The sequence below is a fragment of the Aestuariirhabdus litorea genome (genome assembly GCF_003864255.1).
GTDB lineage: Bacteria > Pseudomonadota > Gammaproteobacteria > Pseudomonadales > Aestuariirhabdaceae > Aestuariirhabdus > Aestuariirhabdus litorea.
This window is the reverse complement of record NZ_QWEZ01000001.1, coordinates 2,096,987-2,111,519: the sequence shown is the minus strand read 5'-3', so window position 1 is coordinate 2,111,519 and position 14,533 is coordinate 2,096,987. Positions and strand designations below refer to the sequence as shown.

Below are 14,533 nucleotides of genomic sequence, written 5' to 3'. Positions count from 1 at the left end.
TCAGACTCCAAGGTAACGGTATTTGAGATCGGGGTCATCCCGCAGCAGCTGGATATCCCCCTGGTGCACGATACGTCCCTTTTCCATAATGTAATGCCGGTCCGAGATACGCATCAAGGCGTCGAGGTTTTTGTCGATGATGAGGATCGATTCCCCCTGTTGCTTCAGCAGCTCGAGGCAGCGCCAGATCTCTTCGCGAATCAGGGGGGCCAGCCCCTCGGTCGCTTCATCGAGTATCAGTAGCAGGGGGTTGGTCATCAGGGCCCGCCCGATGGCCAGCATCTGCTGTTCGCCCCCCGACAGGTTGCTTCCCAGGTGTTGCTCTCGCTCCGCCAGGCGGGGAAACAGCTGGTAGATGCGTTGCAAGCTCCAGGGTTCCCGGGCCCGACGGTGGTTGGCTGCGGTGGCGATCAGGTTTTCCCGCACGTTCAGGGTGGGAAAGATCTGCCGCCCTTCGGGCACCAGGCCGATACCCGCGCGGGCGGCCCTGTAGGGGGCGACCCGGCCGAGGGGCTGGTTGTTGAAGCTGATCTCTCCGGCTGAGATCCGGTTGAGTCCCATAATGGCCCGTACCGTGGTGGTTTTACCCATACCGTTACGGCCCAGCAGGGTGACCACCTCCCCCTGGCGGATAGAGAGGGTGACCCCGAACAGCACCTGGCTGCTGCCGTAACCGGCTTCGATATCGCGAACCTCAAGCATCCTCGATCCCTCCAAGATAGGCAGAACGCACCTGGGGATCGTTGCGGATGCTGTCGGCATCGCCACAGGCGATCACCCTGCCGTAGACCAGTACGCTGATGCGGTCGGCGAGGGCGAACACGGTTTCCATGTCGTGTTCGACGAAGAGAATGCTGACCTCCTTGCCGAGGCGGCGCAGTGCCTCCACCATCTGCCAGCTCTCCTCTTGTCCCATGCCCGCCATCGGCTCATCGAGCAGCAGCAGTTTAGGCCGGGTGGCGAGGGCCATGGCGATCTCCAGCTGGCGCCGCTGGCCATGGGCCAGGTCGGCGGCGCGCTGCGTCCTCAGCGGTAGCAGGTCAAGGCGCTGGAGGATCTCCCGTGCGGGGTTGATCAGGCGGGGGTCGCTGGCGGTTGGGCGCCAGAAGCGAAAGCTGTGCCCCTCCCGGCTTTGCAGGGCCAGCATCACATTGTGCTCGACGCTCATGCGGTCGAACAGTGAACTGGTCTGGTAGGTGCGTCCGAGCCCCAGGCGCGCGCGCTGGTGCACGGCCAGGCCTCGCAGCTCACGACCAGCAAACAGGATCGAACCGCTGTCGGCCTCCAGCTCGCCACTGATCTGGTTGATAAGGCTGGTCTTGCCAGCGCCGTTGGGACCGATGATGGCGTGGATTTCGCCGGGTTCGATACGAAGCTCGACCCCGCGGGTGACCTCCAGGGCGCCGAAGGCTTTGCGCAGTCCCCGGATCTGCAGCAGCGGGGGCGGGCTGAAATCAACCATCTTCCGCCTCCTTTCCCGCCAGCAGGCCGAAAATTCCCTTGCGCGAAAAGAGCACCACCAGCAGTAGCAGTGGGCCAAGGATCAGCTGCCAGTGTTCGGTATAGCCGGCCAGTACCTCCTCCATCAACAGGTAGGCCACGGCCCCCATCACGGGGCCCAGCAGGGTACCCAGCCCCCCCAGGATCACCATTACCATCAACACACCGGAAAGGTGCCAGCTCAGCAGGTCGGGGCTGACAAACTCGGTCTGGTTGGCCAGCAGGCCTCCGGCCAGTCCGGCCCCCATGCCGGCGATCACGAAGGCCAGCAGCTGGTAGCGGTAGCTGGCAAACCCCAGCGCCTGCAACTTCTGCTCATTCTGTTTCCCGGCCCGAATCACCTGGCCGAAGCGAGCATTGAGGAGCCGCCGGATTAACCACCCATAGAGCAGCAGGCAGGCCAGGCAGAGGCCGTAAAAATGCAGGTCGTTATAGAGATCGAGCCCCGGCAGCTGGTTACGTCCCGCCAGCAACAGGCCATCCTCCCCCCCGTAGCGATAGAGGGAGATGCACAGATAGTAAAGCATCTGCGCGAAGGCGAGGGTGATCATAATAAAGTGAATGCCGCGGGTGCGCAGGCTGAGGGCACCGAACACCAGGGCTCCGAGGCCGGCGCTGAGCATGGCTAGTGGCAGGCTGACCAGGGCCGATTCGCTGCCCTCCCAGTGGCCGGGCAGGAAACCGATCGGGCTGCCCTCCATACTGTGGAAGGAGAGAATGCCCACGGTGTAGGCACCGATGCCGACGTAGGCGGCGTGACCAAAGCTGACCAGCCCTCCGTAACCGATCAACAGGTCGAGGCTGAGGGCGGCGAGGGCGTAGATCAGCATACGGCTGGCCATCGACAGCAGGTAGGCATCCTGGGTGAGCTGGGCATAGAGTGGAACCAGCAGGGCGCAGCAGAAGATACCGATATAGATGACGGAACGTCGTGTCAGGCGAGAGCTTATCATTGTGCCGGGAATAATCCTTGTGGGCGCCAGACCAGGATCAGGGCCATTAACAGGTAAATCGCTATGGATGCCAGTGACGCACCCAGACTGCTGGCGGCCTCCGTGCTGAGACTCCATTCCAGCAGGCCGGGCAGGAAGGCCCGCCCCAGGGTATCGACCAAACCCACCAGCAGGGCACCCACCAGTGCCCCTTTGATGGAGCCGATGCCACCGATAACAATCACCACAAAGGTGAGAATCAATACTCCTTCGCCCATGCCTACCTCAACCGAGAGCAGCGGGCCCACCAACGCACCGGCCAGTCCGGCGAGCATGGCGCCGAGGCCAAACACCAGGGTATAGAGCAGGCCGATATTGACCCCCAGCGCACTGACCATCTCGCGGTTGCTGGCGCCGGCCCGGATCAGCATCCCCAGCCGACTGCGGTTGACCAGCAGGAACAGCCCCAGCGCCACCAGAATCCCGACGCCGATCACCGCCAGCCGGTAGGCAGGGTAGGGGGCGCCGGGAATCAGCTCGACGGTTCCCTGTAACCAGTCGGGGACATTAAGGTAGAGCGGCTGGGGACCAAACAGGATCTTGGTAAGCTCATTGAAGAACAGGATCAGGCCGAAGGTGGCCAGCACCTGGTCGAGGTGATCGCGGTCGTAGAGGCGCCGCAGGGCGACCAGTTCCAGCAGCAGGCCACAGAGCCCTGCACTCAGGAGGGCGGCGGCCAGTCCCAGCAGGAAAGAGCCGGAGAGGCCGGTGACAGCCGCCGCCCCATAGGCGCCCACCATGTAAAGGGAGCCGTGGGCGAGGTTGATGAGCCCCATGATGCCAAACACCAGGGTGAGGCCGGCGGCCATCAAAAACAGCATAAAGCCGAGCTGCAGGCCGTTCAGCACCTGCTCCAGAAACAACAACATAGCGGTCCAGATAGTCGGGTCGGGTTAAGCGCAGAGATCGGGGCGCAGAGCCGCCCCTGAACTCACGCAGCTATCAGTTAGAGGGTACAGAGCTTGGCGTAGGCATCCTGGTGTTCGCGCAGGCCAACCCCAATCATCCGGTTGGTCAGCTCACCCGCGTCGTTACGGTAGACTTCACGAATGTAGATATCCTGGATCGGGTGCTGGTTGTTGCCGAAACGGAAGCTGCCACGCACCGACTCAAACTCCGCGCGTTTGAGGGCGGCCCTGAACGCCTCCTTGTCCTTGATATTGCCCCCGGTGGCCTTGAGCGCCGAGGCGATCAGGCGGGCCGCATCGTAACCCTGGCTGGCATAGAGCGATGGCAGACGGTTGTAGGTTTTATGGAAATCACTCACAAACTGTTTGTTGGCGGCGTTGTCCAGGTCCTGACTCCACTGGGAGCTGTTGACGACCCCCAGAGCGGAATCGCCGGTGGCTTTGAGGATACCCTGGTCGAAGGAGAACGCAGGTCCAAACAGCGGTACGCTATTGTTAAGTCCAGCCTGCTGGTACTGCTTGAGGAAACTGATCCCCATGCCGCCGGGCAGGAAGAAGAACACCGCATCAGGATTCACCGCACGCAGGGCGGCCAGTTCGGTCGCGTAATCGCTCTGCCCCAGTTTGGTGTAGACCTCGCCGGCGATGGTGCCTTTAAAGAAACGCTTGAAACCGGTGAGGGCATCCTTACCGGCCGGGTAGTTGGGGGACAGCAGGTAGACGTTTTTAAAGCCCTTGTCGGTCAGGTACTGCCCCATGGCTTCATGCAGGTTGTCGTTCTGCCAGGCGACGTTGAAGTAGTTGGCTGAGCAACCCTCACCCGCCAGGGCCGATGGTCCTGCGTTGGGGCTGATATAAAGCGTGCCAGAGCGTGTCACCGAGGGCACAACGGCCATGGCGAGGTTGGACCAGACGATACCGGTGAGCAGGTCCACCTGCTCCTTTTTGGTCAGGCGGGTGGCGATCTGTTTGGCGGTGCCCGGGTTGCGGGCATCATCTTCAACCAGCAGTTCAACCGGATAGCCCCCCAGCGTACCCTGCTCCTGATTCATCGCGAGCTGGAAACCATCGCGGATATCAATGCCGAGGGAGGAGCCGCCTCCACTGAGCGTGGTGATCATGCCGATCTTGACCGGCTCAGCGGCCCCGGCCAGTGCGGCGCCGAATAGCAATAGCGGAACCATGGTGTTTTTCAGGTGCTTGACCATTACATCCATCCTTATGGTGGTTGATAGAGTTGTTATTGTTACGGGCAACTGCCCGAAGCACCGCTTGCTTCACCCCATTGGCGTGAGACGGGTGTTGCACATAAACTACCTGAGTTTGCTAGCAGATAACAGCGCTTGGGAGGCGCATCCTGATGGAGCCTGAAACCACAATTCCAGAAAGCCTGCGGCAGCAGAGGGATGCCAGCCGCGCCGAGTTTTGGGACCTGCGCATTGCCGAAGGGGTGATGCCCTGGGATTGCGGCGGTGTGCCTCGCCAGCTGGCGCACTGGATCGGTAATGCCCCGACGCCCGCACGGGTGGTGATTCCCGGCTGCGGTAGTGCCTACGAAGCGGTGGCCTTTGCCAACGCCGGCTGGGGTGTGACCGCGATCGACTTCAGCGCTGAGGCGATCGCCATCGCCCGCCAGCAGATCGGCACCGCCAAAGTGGAGCTGAGGGAGGAGGATGTTTTCACCAGCCCGGTGCAGGAAGTCCCGGTGGAGCTGGTGTATGAGCGGGCGTTTCTGGCCGCCATTCCGCCAGCGCTGCGCTCCGCCTACGCTCAATGGGTGACCCGCCAGGTCCGCCCCGGTGGTTTGCTGGTCGGCTACTTTCTCCTCGGTGAGAGCCGTCGGGGCCCCCCCTTCCCGATTTCTGAGGCAGAGCTGGAAGCACTTTTGTCCCCGGCCTTCGATTGCATCGACCGCCAGCCGGTCAGTGACTCCCTGGCTGTCTTCCAGGGGCAGGATCAATGGCAGGTATGGAAGCGCCGCGAGGTGGAATGTGATTGATGGCCTGGAGCGATTTTTAAACTCGATCTCCGACCAGGATTGGAGCTGGTGGCCATTGCTCGGGTTACGCCCCTCGGCACAGACCCCCATTGACCGTCTGACACTGTGCAAACTCAGTCTCCTGTTCGGGCCGCTGACTGCTCTTTTAATCCTGCTGCTGTTGATCTACCGCTCGATCCCCCTGGACGCGGTGCGGCTGTTGATCATCCTGGCGGTGGGGGTCGGCAGCTACAGCCTGCTCTTCGCCCTCAGCTTTCGCTGGGCCTGGAACCGTCGAGCACGGCGCCTGGGTGGCTGAGGGGAGATTCTGTTACCCCCCTATTGACCCTCGCGTTGGAGCGTTCGCTGGAGCTCTCCGTTTTTCCTTACGGCTAGAAACCCACACCAATCTGCCCGGCGTAGATATGCGAGTCGGGGTCGACCGTTGGAGTTTTCTCCTGTGTCGTCTTATTCCGCTGTAGGCTGGCAGGCCCTGGCATCCATCCTGAATATAGGCACCAAACGTCAGGCTGCGGCGAGGCGCGACTGTCTACGGGGTCACGCTTTTAGGGATGGACGCTGCAGGCGGCGCTCATTCATATTGTGAATATATGTCATCTTATGTCGGAAGCGTTTTAAGCGAACAAAACATATCTTTCTGATTTATCTGGTTTTTCTTTCCCTGGTTCTTCCTGGGGTGGCTCCTGGTATCGGGTTGGGGTATCGCTATTTGCCTCCTTTTTGGTGTGGCGCGTTTTTCTCAAAAAACGGTTTGACAGAGATCAATAAAGAGCCATTAGCAAAAAGCCTAGCCTAATTGAAGCGCTCGCAGTTCCTTCCCGTCGGGTGCAGCCCCCAACGGGGTTTGGAGAAACAGGAAGGCGGTCCCAAGGTTGGGACGATCTCAGGAGGAGTTGATGTAATGTACAAGGTACTGGGAAACTTGAAGGTAAGCACACGCTTGTTTGCGCTGGTGGCGGCGGTAATGCTGGGAATGATCTCCCTGCAGTTGCTGAGCCTGAATGAGATGTGGGCGGATATCAACGAAGAAAAAAAGGTGGAGCTGCAGGCGCTGACCGATACCGCCTATTCGCTGATCGAGCGTCAGGAGAAGCTGGTTGCTGCCGGTGAAAAGAGCCGGGAAGCGGGAGAGCAGGAGGCGCTTGACGACCTGCGTGCGCTGCGTTACGCCGGAGAAGAGTACTTTTTCGTGCTGGATACAGAGTATCGGATGCTGATGCACCCGATCAAACCCGCGCTCAATGGCAAGGATGTCACAGGCATTACCGACAGCGACGGGCGCCCCTTCTTGAAAGTAATGGTCGATAACGCGGTTCGCGACGGCGATAGTGTGACCGCCTACAACTGGCCGCGGCCGGGACAGGAGGGGCTTTTCCCCAAACTCTCCTACGCACGATTCCACAGTGACTGGGGCTGGGTCCTGGGAACCGGGGTCTATATGGATGACCTGTACGCCACCTTCTGGCACGAAGCGATGATTGCCGGCGGCTATCTGCTGCTGTGTCTGTTGTTGTCGCTGGGGGCCTGCGTGTTGATCAGCCGCAGCATCGCCGCGCCCATTGCCAAATTAAGCGCGGTCATGCGGGCCGTTGCCGAAGGCAGCGATCTGACGTTGCGCACCCGCATCGACACCCGCGACGAGCTGGGCAACATGTCCCGTGCGTTCGACGGCATGATGGAACGTTTCAATGGGATGGTCCTGGAAACCACCGCCGCCATCCGACAGGTCTCCGCTGCGGCAACCGAGTTGTCGGCGACCACCGAGCAGACCAGCACGGGGATGTCACTGCAGCAGCAGGAAACGACCCAGGTGGCCACGGCCATGAGCCAGATGAACGCCACCGTGCATGAAGTGGCTCGTAATATCAACGAAGCGGCCCGCGCTTCCCGCGACGGTGCCGAGGCCTCCGCCGAAGGGCACGCCCTGGTGCAGCATAACGCGGAGGCGGTTCAGCAACTGGCGGCACGCCTGGATGAGGCTACTGGTTTGACCCAGAGCCTGCGCAATGACAGTGAGAGCATTGGCGGAATTCTGGAGGTGATCACCGGCATCGCGGAGCAAACCAACCTGCTGGCGCTGAACGCGGCTATCGAGGCGGCCCGGGCGGGTGAGCAGGGGCGGGGGTTCGCGGTGGTGGCGGATGAGGTGCGGACGCTGTCCCAGCGCACCAGCCAGTCCACCAATGAGATCTATGAGTTGATCAAACGGTTGCAGGAGGGGGCACAAAATGCCGCCACTGTTATGCTGCAGAGCCGCGATGAGGCGGCAACCGCCTCGCAGGATGCTGCACGGGCCGGTGAGGCCCTGCAAACCATCACCCGCGAGACCGGGCAGGTGAATGCGATGACGGTGCAGATTGCCAGCGCCTCCGAGGAGCAGTCATCAGTGGCTGAGGAGATCAACCGAAACCTGGAAAATATCAGCCATATCACCGAAGAGAGTGCCCAGGGTAACCTGCAGATTGCCCGGGCCAGCGAGGAGCTGGCGGTGCTGGCGGAACACCTGCAGGAGATTTCCGGGCGTTTCCGGGTGCAGCAGTAGCTCGCCAACGACTTGCCCTGCGGATCGGCCCCCAGGCGGCCGATCCGCAGGGTTTTTTGCTGCCCATAGGGTAGAATGGCCCCTTTACCCACCCCAGGACGATGAGGCGGTTGTAGTCGATGGCGCAGGAATTTCTTACTACCCGGGAGCTGGCGGAGCTGCTTCGCATCCGCGAGCGCAAGGTCTACGACCTGGTGGCCACCGGTGAGGTGCCCTGCACCCGTGCCACCGGCAAGCTGCTTTTTCCCCGCGCCGGGGTGATGCAGTGGATCGCCAGTAAGGGCGAGGGTGGTCAGGCTTCAGTATCGACCACCCAGTCCTCGCCCCGGCCCGGCGTGGTTCTGGGCAGCCATGATCCGTTGCTGGAGTGGGCGCTGCGTGAGTCGGGGGCGGGGTTGGCGATGTTGTTCGACTCCAGCGAGGATGGCCTGGAGCGCTTTGCCGGGCGCGAAGGGATCGCCACCGGCCTGCACCTGTTCGAGTCGGCCAGACAGCAGTGGAACCGGCCCCGGGTGGCCGCCCGCTTTGCCAATGAAGCCGTGGTGCTGGTGGAGTTTGCCCGCCGCCAGCGGGGACTGATCGTGGCCGCAGGGACCGCCGGTTCCATTAAGGGGTTGGCCGACCTGCGCCAGCAGACACTGGTCAGTCGCCAGCCTGGCGCCGGCAGCCAGGCGTTGCTGGAGCAGTTGATTGCGGAGGCGGGTCTGTCGGCCGATGATTTTGGGCCGGGCGAGCTGGCCCGTAGTGAGGCGGACGCGGCCCTGCTGGTGAGCCAGGGCAAGGCGGCAGCGACCCTGGGTTTACAGAGCTTGGCCCAGGCCTATCGACTCGATTTTGTACCCCTGCTGGAGGAGCGCTACGACCTGCTGGTGGATCGCAAGGCCTGGTTCGACGAGCCCTGGCAGCGATTCGTCCACTTCTGCCAGGGTGAAGCCTTTCGACAAAAAGCGGGTGAGTACCGGGGCTACGATGTGAGCGGCTTTGGGCGGGTCTGGTACAACGCCGGCGCCTAGCCCCCGTTTTTTTCCCGCCTAAGGGGCGACCCTGCCCCCAATACTTCGCTAGAGTGGCCTTTTGTCCTCCTGCAAGCGGCGCCAGTAGTCGCGTCGGCCGCCGCTTTCGGGTATGCTTGCGCCCTTTCTCCCCTCTGTCCGCCGCCCTTCGTCGGTGGCGTGCAAACCATCGAGTACACTCCAATGAATGCCTTCACCTCACTGGGTCTGTCCGGCCCGCTCGTTGAGGCCCTCAACGATCAGGGATACCAGACCCCCACCCCGGTCCAGCGCAAAGCGATTCCGCCGATTCTGCGGGGTCGGGATCTGCTGGCGGCGGCCCAGACCGGCACCGGGAAAACCGCCGGTTTTGCGCTGCCGATTCTGCAACGCCTGGCGGAGACCACCCCCGCCAGGGCAGGGGTGCGGGCACTGGTGCTGGCCCCGACCCGCGAGCTGGCTGCCCAGGTGGCCGAACGGGTGGCGGCCTACGGTAATCACCTGAGCCTGCGCTCCACGGTGGTCTATGGCGGGGTGGATATGGCCCCACAGGTGGCCCAGCTCCAACAGGGGGTGGACATTCTGGTGGCCACACCCGGCCGCCTGCTGGACCTGCTGCACAAGGGCGCTTTGACCCTGGAGTCGGTGGAAACCCTGGTGCTGGATGAGGCCGACCGGATGCTGGATCTGGGCTTTATCGATGCGGTCCAGCGGATCATCGCCCAGCTCCCCGCCCGCCGCCAGAACCTGCTGTTCTCGGCCACCTTCGCCCCCGCCGTGATGGAGCTGGCGAACGGGTTGCTGGTGGACCCTGTGCGGGTGGAGGTGAGTCCGGCCAACAGCGCCGCCGAGCTGGTCCAGCAATCGGTCTATGAGGTCGACTGGGAGGACAAGCCGGACACCGTGCGTTACCTGATTGAGGAGGGGCGTTGGTCCCGTGCACTGGTGTTTATTCGTACCAAGAAAAGCGCCGACGACCTGGTGGATTACCTGCGCCAGGAGGGGATCGCCGCCGCCGCCATCCACAGTAACAAGAGCCAGATCCTGCGTACCCGTACCCTGGACGCCTTCAAACGAGGCGAGGTGCAGGTGCTGGTGGCGACCGACATTGCTGCGCGGGGACTGGATATCGCGGAGCTGCCGCTGGTGATCAACTACGACCTGCCGCGGGTGGCCCAGGATTACGTACACCGTATCGGCCGCAGTGGCCGGGCCGGTGCCGAGGGGCGGGCCATGACATTGTTCAGCCGCTCCGAGCGCAAGTGGCTGGAGGGGATCGAGCAGCTGTTGAAACGCCCCCTCAGCCCCGAGCCCTTGCCCTTTTACGAGGATGGGGTGGAGCAGCCGCTGGATCTCTCCACCGCCAGCCACCTGGGGATGGCCGACTCGGGGGCGATCAAAACAGTGGTGAAAAAGAGCTTCAAGCAGAAGCGCAACGCCCCCCGCAAACCGGGAGCCGCCACCGCCCGGGTGGCTACCCGCAAGCCTCGCACCGCAAGCGGAGCAGGCCGCAAAGCCGCCGCCAAAGCCAGCCCGGGAGGTGCGGCCAAGCCCGCTCGGGGCAGCGGTGGCAAGGCCGCCAGTGGGGCCAAGGCCGAACCCAAAGGGGGGAGCCGCGCCAAAAAACTGCGTCCCTCGCCCTGGGGGCACTCCTGATCAACGCCGGCGCGGCCCTGGGCCGTGCCGGCCATGAACCGGTCAGCCGTTGCGAGCGAGCATTAGACTCCCATCGCGGCGGGACCGATAAACGATTGAAACCGAAGAGGAACTAAAGCATGCAAGACGACAAAAAACGAAGCCGCCGCCTGCGCAAGAAACTGTACCTGGGCGAGTTCGCAGTGCTGGGATTCGAATTTACCTGCCGTATCAACCTGAAAGATGAGGCAGAGTTCGACACCCTGTTCGACGCACTGGCCGACCTGATGGGCGAGCGCAACCTGTTGGTGATTGGTGGCGGCAGCGAGGAGAGCTTCGAAGGCTATGTGGTCTCCAGTGAGCGTTACCAGTCCGCCACCGACGAAGACCGCAAAGCGGTGGAACAGTGGCTCGCCCAGCAGCCCTGCATCTCCGACGCGGTGGTCAGCGAGCTGTCCGACGCCCACTACGGCGTTTAACCTCGGCGGCCCCGGCGCCAAACCGCACACTCTCAACCCGAGATGGTGCTACGCTCAGTAGAACTTGGGTTGGGAGTGGTGACGGGGGCGTAATGAAAAAGCTGAAAAACGAGGCCGAGCTGGTCAAGCAGGCGATCGCCGTGGGGGTGCGCTATGCCGAGGCCCGAGGCGCCGCCCGTTTCGAGGCCACCGATTCCTCCAATGAAAAGGTAGAGTACCTCTACCGCCTGCTGGTCCACGATAAGCTCATCCAGCCGCTACCCGAAGACCAGGTCTCCCAACCCAGCATGCGCCACAAGCTGGCGATCTGGATCTCCCGACAGCAAGTACCCTGAGAAGGTCGCTGAGCCTTGCTTCCCTGGGTGCTCGTCGGCAATTTCCCCTCCGCATTTTCGACCCCTTCTCGCTTTGGCCCCTCCAACCCCGGACTTTCTGGCCTAACGCCCGGCAACCCGGTAGTGTCGTTAGCTTCTGCCCCGCAGCAGCTAATGGGTGTGCCCGCCGGGGGCAGGGGGTAACGGCTAAGGATTAATAGAGGCAAGGACTATGGGAATGCCACTGCTGTTGACGGCGGTTGTGATGCTGGCGGCCTATCTGCTGGGCGGAAGCCTGCCCGCCCTGGCGCTGGGGCTGATCGTTGGTCTGGGGGGGCTCTACTGGCACTTCTCGCGCCAAATGCAGAACCTGCGCGCAGAGATGGCACGCCTGCGTGAGGCGCTGGCCGAGCGGTCGCCGGCGGCGCCTCTTGCGGTGCGGGAAAAGGCGGATAAAGTGGGGCCGGAGGAGGAGATCGAGCTGGATATTGAACTCGACGACGCACCCCTTGCCCCGTCCCCCCAACCCGCGCAAGCCCTGTCGTCCGAACAACCCCAGTCCACACCAGCCCCTGTGGCCGTAACGCCCCCTCGGATCGACCCCTGGACCGGCAAGCGCATCCCCGAAGGCGGGGCTTCACCCGCCGGTCGGTCGACAGTCGCGCAATCAACAGCCACCCCTTCGGCCACTTCACCATCGGCCAACCCCCCAACCCTGTTCGAGACGCTGCTGAACCGGGTTCGTGGGTATCTCGGTGAGGCGAACCTCTTTGTGCAGCTGGGCCTTCTGGTGCTCTTTTTCGGTGTGGCTTTCCTACTCAAATACGCGGCCGAGCACTCCAACCTGCCCCTGGAAGCGCGTTTTCTGGGGACCGCGCTGGCGGGCCTGGCGCTGATGGGGGGCGGCTGGCACCTGCGCTTGCGCAAACCCGTTTATGCGCTGTTGCTACAGGGTGGCGGGATCGGCATCACCTACATCACCGTTTTCGCCGCCTACCAGCTGCAGGGGCTTATCCCTGCCACCCCCGCCTTCGCCCTGCTGGCGGCCCTGTCGGTGGGGACTGCCCTGCTGGCGGTGGTCCAGGATTCCCGTCACCTCGCACTCTTCGGTACGCTGGGAGGATTTCTGGCACCGTTGTTGGCTTCCACCGGTAGCGGAAACTATGTGGGGCTGTTCAGCTACTACCTGGTGCTGGATCTGGCGGTATTGGCCATCGCTTGGCACAAAGCCTGGCGTCCCCTCAACCTGGTTGGGTTTGGCTTCACATTTGGTCTCTTTGCTCTCTGGGTGCTCAACGGCTACGAGCCCCCGATGATCTGGAGCGCGACCGCGTTTCTGCTGCTCTTTTTCCTGGTCTACAGCCTGATCGGTGTGCTCTACGCCCTGCGCCAGCCGCTGGCGTTGAAGGGGGTTGTGGATGGCAGCCTGGTGTTCGGCACCCCCCTGATCGCCTTTGGCCTGCTGGCGCTATTGGTGCATTCGCGGGACTACGGCATCGCCTTGGGTGCGACCGGCTTTGGCCTCTACTACCTGGCCCTGGCCGGACTGCTCTGGGCGCGCGCGGGGGACGGGCTGCGATTGCTGGCGGAGTCGATGTTGGCCATCGGAGTAGTGTTCCTGACCCTCGCCATCCCTTACGCCCTGGACGGTCACTGGACCACCGCTACCTGGGCGCTGGAGGCGTCCGCCATCCTCTGGGTCGCTATCAAACAGGGACGGCTCTATAGCCAGTACTTCGCCCTCGCCCTGCAGCTGGCGGCCGGGGTGCTGTTCCTGGCGCGCAATGCCGATGATCTGGGTACTCAGGCCTGGCTCAACCCCGCTTTTATGGGGGGGCTGTTTGTGGCGTTGGGTGGGATGATCAGCGCCTGGCAACTCTACCGCCTGCAGCGGAAGTGCCCCCAAGCCCCCGCCGGCCGGGGGCAGCTGCCGTTTTTTATCTGGGGGATGTTGTGGTGGATCGGTTCCTCCCTCTTGCAAATCGACCGCTATTTCGAGGAGGAGGTGATCGCCCTGTTGCTGCTCTTTACCCTGACTGCTGCACCGCTGGTTTACCTGAGTCGGGTGCGCGGCTGGTGCTGGCGGCCCGCCGAGGGCTGTGCCTCGCTGCTGGCTCCGCTGTTGGCGCTGGTGGGGGGATACGCCTTGCTGAGCAACGGCCATGCCCTGCTCATGCCTGACGCCCTCTTCTGGGGGGCGGCGATGGCGGTGGCCTACGCGATCCTGGCACGCCTGGAGGGTGGGTTGCTGCCCCCAAGCCTGCTTCCCTGGCTCTACCTGACCTGGCTGCTTACGGTGACGGGCCTATTGTCGGTGGAGCTCTACTGGCGCCTCGATCATTGGGGGCAGGCGCTGGTGCTGCCGCTGGGGACCGGCTGGTCGCAGGCCATTATCCTAGTGCTGCCCTGGCTGGTGATGGTGGCGGTCCACCGCTATAAGTGGGGCGCACTGGCGCGCCTGGGGAGCGCCCTGCGCGACAAGATCCTCGCGTCCCTGGGGCTGGTGGCGGCGCTTTGGTCACTGGTCGTCAACCTAGGCAGCGCCGCCGATGCGAGCCCGCTTGCCTTCATGCCGGTGGCCAACCCGGTGGAGCTGCTGCAGCTGCTCTACCTGCTGTTGGGGGTTCGCCTGGTCGCGGACTATGAGGGTTCGACTGAGCTCAGGCGCGGTCTGGTGTCAGCATTGGCGGGGCTGGCCTTCGTGTGGATTAACGCGGTGATGCTGCGTGCCCTGCACCAGTGGCTGGCGATCCCCTATCACCTGGAGGAGATGGCTCACGACATCCGTGTACAGATCGGGTTATCGATCCTCTGGACCCTGCTGGGCTGTTTGGCCATGCTGGTGGCCTCGCGCCGCCAGTGGCGCAGTGCCTGGGTCGCCGGTGGCGCGCTGGTGGCGGTGGTACTGGTGAAAATGCTGGTGATCGATCTCGGTGCCAGCGGTACCCTGGAGCGCATCGTCTCCTTCCTGGTGGTGGGGGCTGTGTTGGTGGGGATGGGCTACTTCTCGCCGATCCCCGAGCGAGCAGGGGAGGGCGGTGGGGCAAGGCGGGCGCAAGCGTCCGAGCCTGGGACAGGCGGTTAGCACCCCTGATCTCTCCCCTGAATGGATACTCACCACTCAGGGGCTCCCCCGTTAGGCAGCCTTTTCACCAAAGGCGGCTGAAGCTGG

The 14,533-nt window shown here is 63.1% G+C and carries 13 protein-coding genes; 8 read left to right on the top strand and 5 right to left on the bottom strand.

The features are described from left to right. The 5 genes from D0544_RS09735 to D0544_RS09715 form a co-directional block, all read right to left on the bottom strand. Positions 1-702, bottom strand: a complete 702-nt coding sequence (locus D0544_RS09735) for an ABC transporter ATP-binding protein (protein WP_125015747.1) — start codon at positions 700-702, stop codon at positions 1-3. Further along, positions 695-1,462 (bottom strand): ABC transporter ATP-binding protein, encoded by a 768-nt coding sequence (locus D0544_RS09730; RefSeq protein ID WP_125015746.1) that lies wholly within the window; start codon positions 1,460-1,462, stop codon positions 695-697. The genes D0544_RS09735 and D0544_RS09730 overlap by 8 nt, the downstream gene beginning before the upstream one ends. Next, positions 1,455-2,453 carry a branched-chain amino acid ABC transporter permease gene (locus tag D0544_RS09725; protein WP_125015745.1) on the bottom strand — a complete coding sequence of 333 codons (999 nt, stop codon included), beginning with the start codon at positions 2,451-2,453 and terminating at the stop codon, positions 1,455-1,457. The genes D0544_RS09730 and D0544_RS09725 overlap by 8 nt, the downstream gene beginning before the upstream one ends. Next, a complete protein-coding gene (locus D0544_RS09720) occupies positions 2,450-3,361 on the bottom strand; it encodes a branched-chain amino acid ABC transporter permease (protein WP_125015744.1) in 912 nt (303 codons plus the stop codon). The genes D0544_RS09725 and D0544_RS09720 overlap by 4 nt, the downstream gene beginning before the upstream one ends. A gap of 77 nt (positions 3,362-3,438) precedes the next feature. Continuing rightward, positions 3,439-4,608: an ABC transporter substrate-binding protein gene (locus tag D0544_RS09715; protein WP_243647277.1), complete on the bottom strand. Its 1,170-nt coding sequence runs from the start codon at positions 4,606-4,608 to the stop codon at positions 3,439-3,441. 152 nt (positions 4,609-4,760) lie between these two features. On the opposite strand from D0544_RS09715, the gene D0544_RS09710 reads away from it, so the two are divergent. The 8 genes from D0544_RS09710 to D0544_RS09675 all read left to right on the top strand — a co-directional run bounded on the left by D0544_RS09710 (position 4,761) and on the right by D0544_RS09675 (position 14,446). Then, on the top strand, positions 4,761-5,399 hold the full coding sequence (locus tag D0544_RS09710) for a methyltransferase domain-containing protein (protein WP_125015743.1): 639 nt from the start codon (positions 4,761-4,763) through the stop codon (positions 5,397-5,399). Further along, a complete protein-coding gene (locus D0544_RS09705) occupies positions 5,392-5,697 on the top strand; it encodes a hypothetical protein (RefSeq protein WP_125015742.1) in 306 nt (101 codons plus the stop codon). Before D0544_RS09710 ends, D0544_RS09705 begins: the two co-directional genes overlap by 8 nt. Before the next feature lie 603 nt (positions 5,698-6,300). Next, on the top strand, positions 6,301-7,941 hold the full coding sequence (locus D0544_RS09700) for a methyl-accepting chemotaxis protein (RefSeq protein ID WP_125015741.1): 1,641 nt from the start codon (positions 6,301-6,303) through the stop codon (positions 7,939-7,941). A gap of 119 nt (positions 7,942-8,060) precedes the next feature. After that, the gene (locus D0544_RS09695) at positions 8,061-8,954 is read left to right on the top strand and encodes a helix-turn-helix transcriptional regulator (protein ID WP_125015740.1); all 894 of its coding nucleotides are present in this window, start codon (positions 8,061-8,063) and stop codon (positions 8,952-8,954) included. 183 nt (positions 8,955-9,137) lie between these two features. Next, entirely contained in the window at positions 9,138-10,589 is a 1,452-nt protein-coding gene (locus D0544_RS09690) for a DEAD/DEAH box helicase (protein ID WP_125015739.1), read from the top strand. A 119-nt stretch (positions 10,590-10,708) separates the two neighbouring features. Continuing rightward, complete coding sequence (locus D0544_RS09685) at positions 10,709-11,047, top strand: 50S ribosome-binding protein YggL (protein ID WP_125015738.1); 339 nt, start codon at positions 10,709-10,711, stop codon at positions 11,045-11,047. 92 nt (positions 11,048-11,139) lie between these two features. Then, entirely contained in the window at positions 11,140-11,382 is a 243-nt protein-coding gene (locus D0544_RS09680; protein WP_125015737.1) for a DUF5062 family protein, read from the top strand. 217 nt (positions 11,383-11,599) lie between these two features. Then, positions 11,600-14,446 carry a DUF2339 domain-containing protein gene (locus tag D0544_RS09675; RefSeq protein ID WP_164880892.1) on the top strand — a complete coding sequence of 949 codons (2,847 nt, stop codon included), beginning with the start codon at positions 11,600-11,602 and terminating at the stop codon, positions 14,444-14,446. Positions 14,447-14,533: the final 87 nt, after the last annotated feature.

Bases quoted from the DNA above. Each gene is read 5' to 3' on its own strand.
- D0544_RS09685 (WP_125015738.1), top strand. From the start codon at position 10,709: ATGCAAGACGACAAAAAACGAAGCCGCCGCCTGCGCAAGAAACTGTAC.
- D0544_RS09720 (WP_125015744.1), bottom strand. From the start codon at position 3,361: ATGTTGTTGTTTCTGGAGCAGGTGCTGAACGGCCTGCAGCTCGGCTTT.
- D0544_RS09680 (WP_125015737.1), top strand. From the start codon at position 11,140: ATGAAAAAGCTGAAAAACGAGGCCGAGCTGGTCAAGCAGGCGATCGCC.
- D0544_RS09675 (WP_164880892.1), top strand. From the start codon at position 11,600: ATGCCACTGCTGTTGACGGCGGTTGTGATGCTGGCGGCCTATCTGCTG.
- D0544_RS09715 (WP_243647277.1), bottom strand. From the start codon at position 4,608: ATGGTCAAGCACCTGAAAAACACCATGGTTCCGCTATTGCTATTCGGC.
- D0544_RS09695 (WP_125015740.1), top strand. From the start codon at position 8,061: ATGGCGCAGGAATTTCTTACTACCCGGGAGCTGGCGGAGCTGCTTCGC.
- D0544_RS09700 (WP_125015741.1), top strand. From the start codon at position 6,301: ATGTACAAGGTACTGGGAAACTTGAAGGTAAGCACACGCTTGTTTGCG.
- D0544_RS09690 (WP_125015739.1), top strand. From the start codon at position 9,138: ATGAATGCCTTCACCTCACTGGGTCTGTCCGGCCCGCTCGTTGAGGCC.
- D0544_RS09710 (WP_125015743.1), top strand. From the start codon at position 4,761: ATGGAGCCTGAAACCACAATTCCAGAAAGCCTGCGGCAGCAGAGGGAT.
- D0544_RS09730 (WP_125015746.1), bottom strand. From the start codon at position 1,462: ATGGTTGATTTCAGCCCGCCCCCGCTGCTGCAGATCCGGGGACTGCGC.
- D0544_RS09725 (WP_125015745.1), bottom strand. From the start codon at position 2,453: ATGATAAGCTCTCGCCTGACACGACGTTCCGTCATCTATATCGGTATC.
- D0544_RS09735 (WP_125015747.1), bottom strand. From the start codon at position 702: ATGCTTGAGGTTCGCGATATCGAAGCCGGTTACGGCAGCAGCCAGGTG.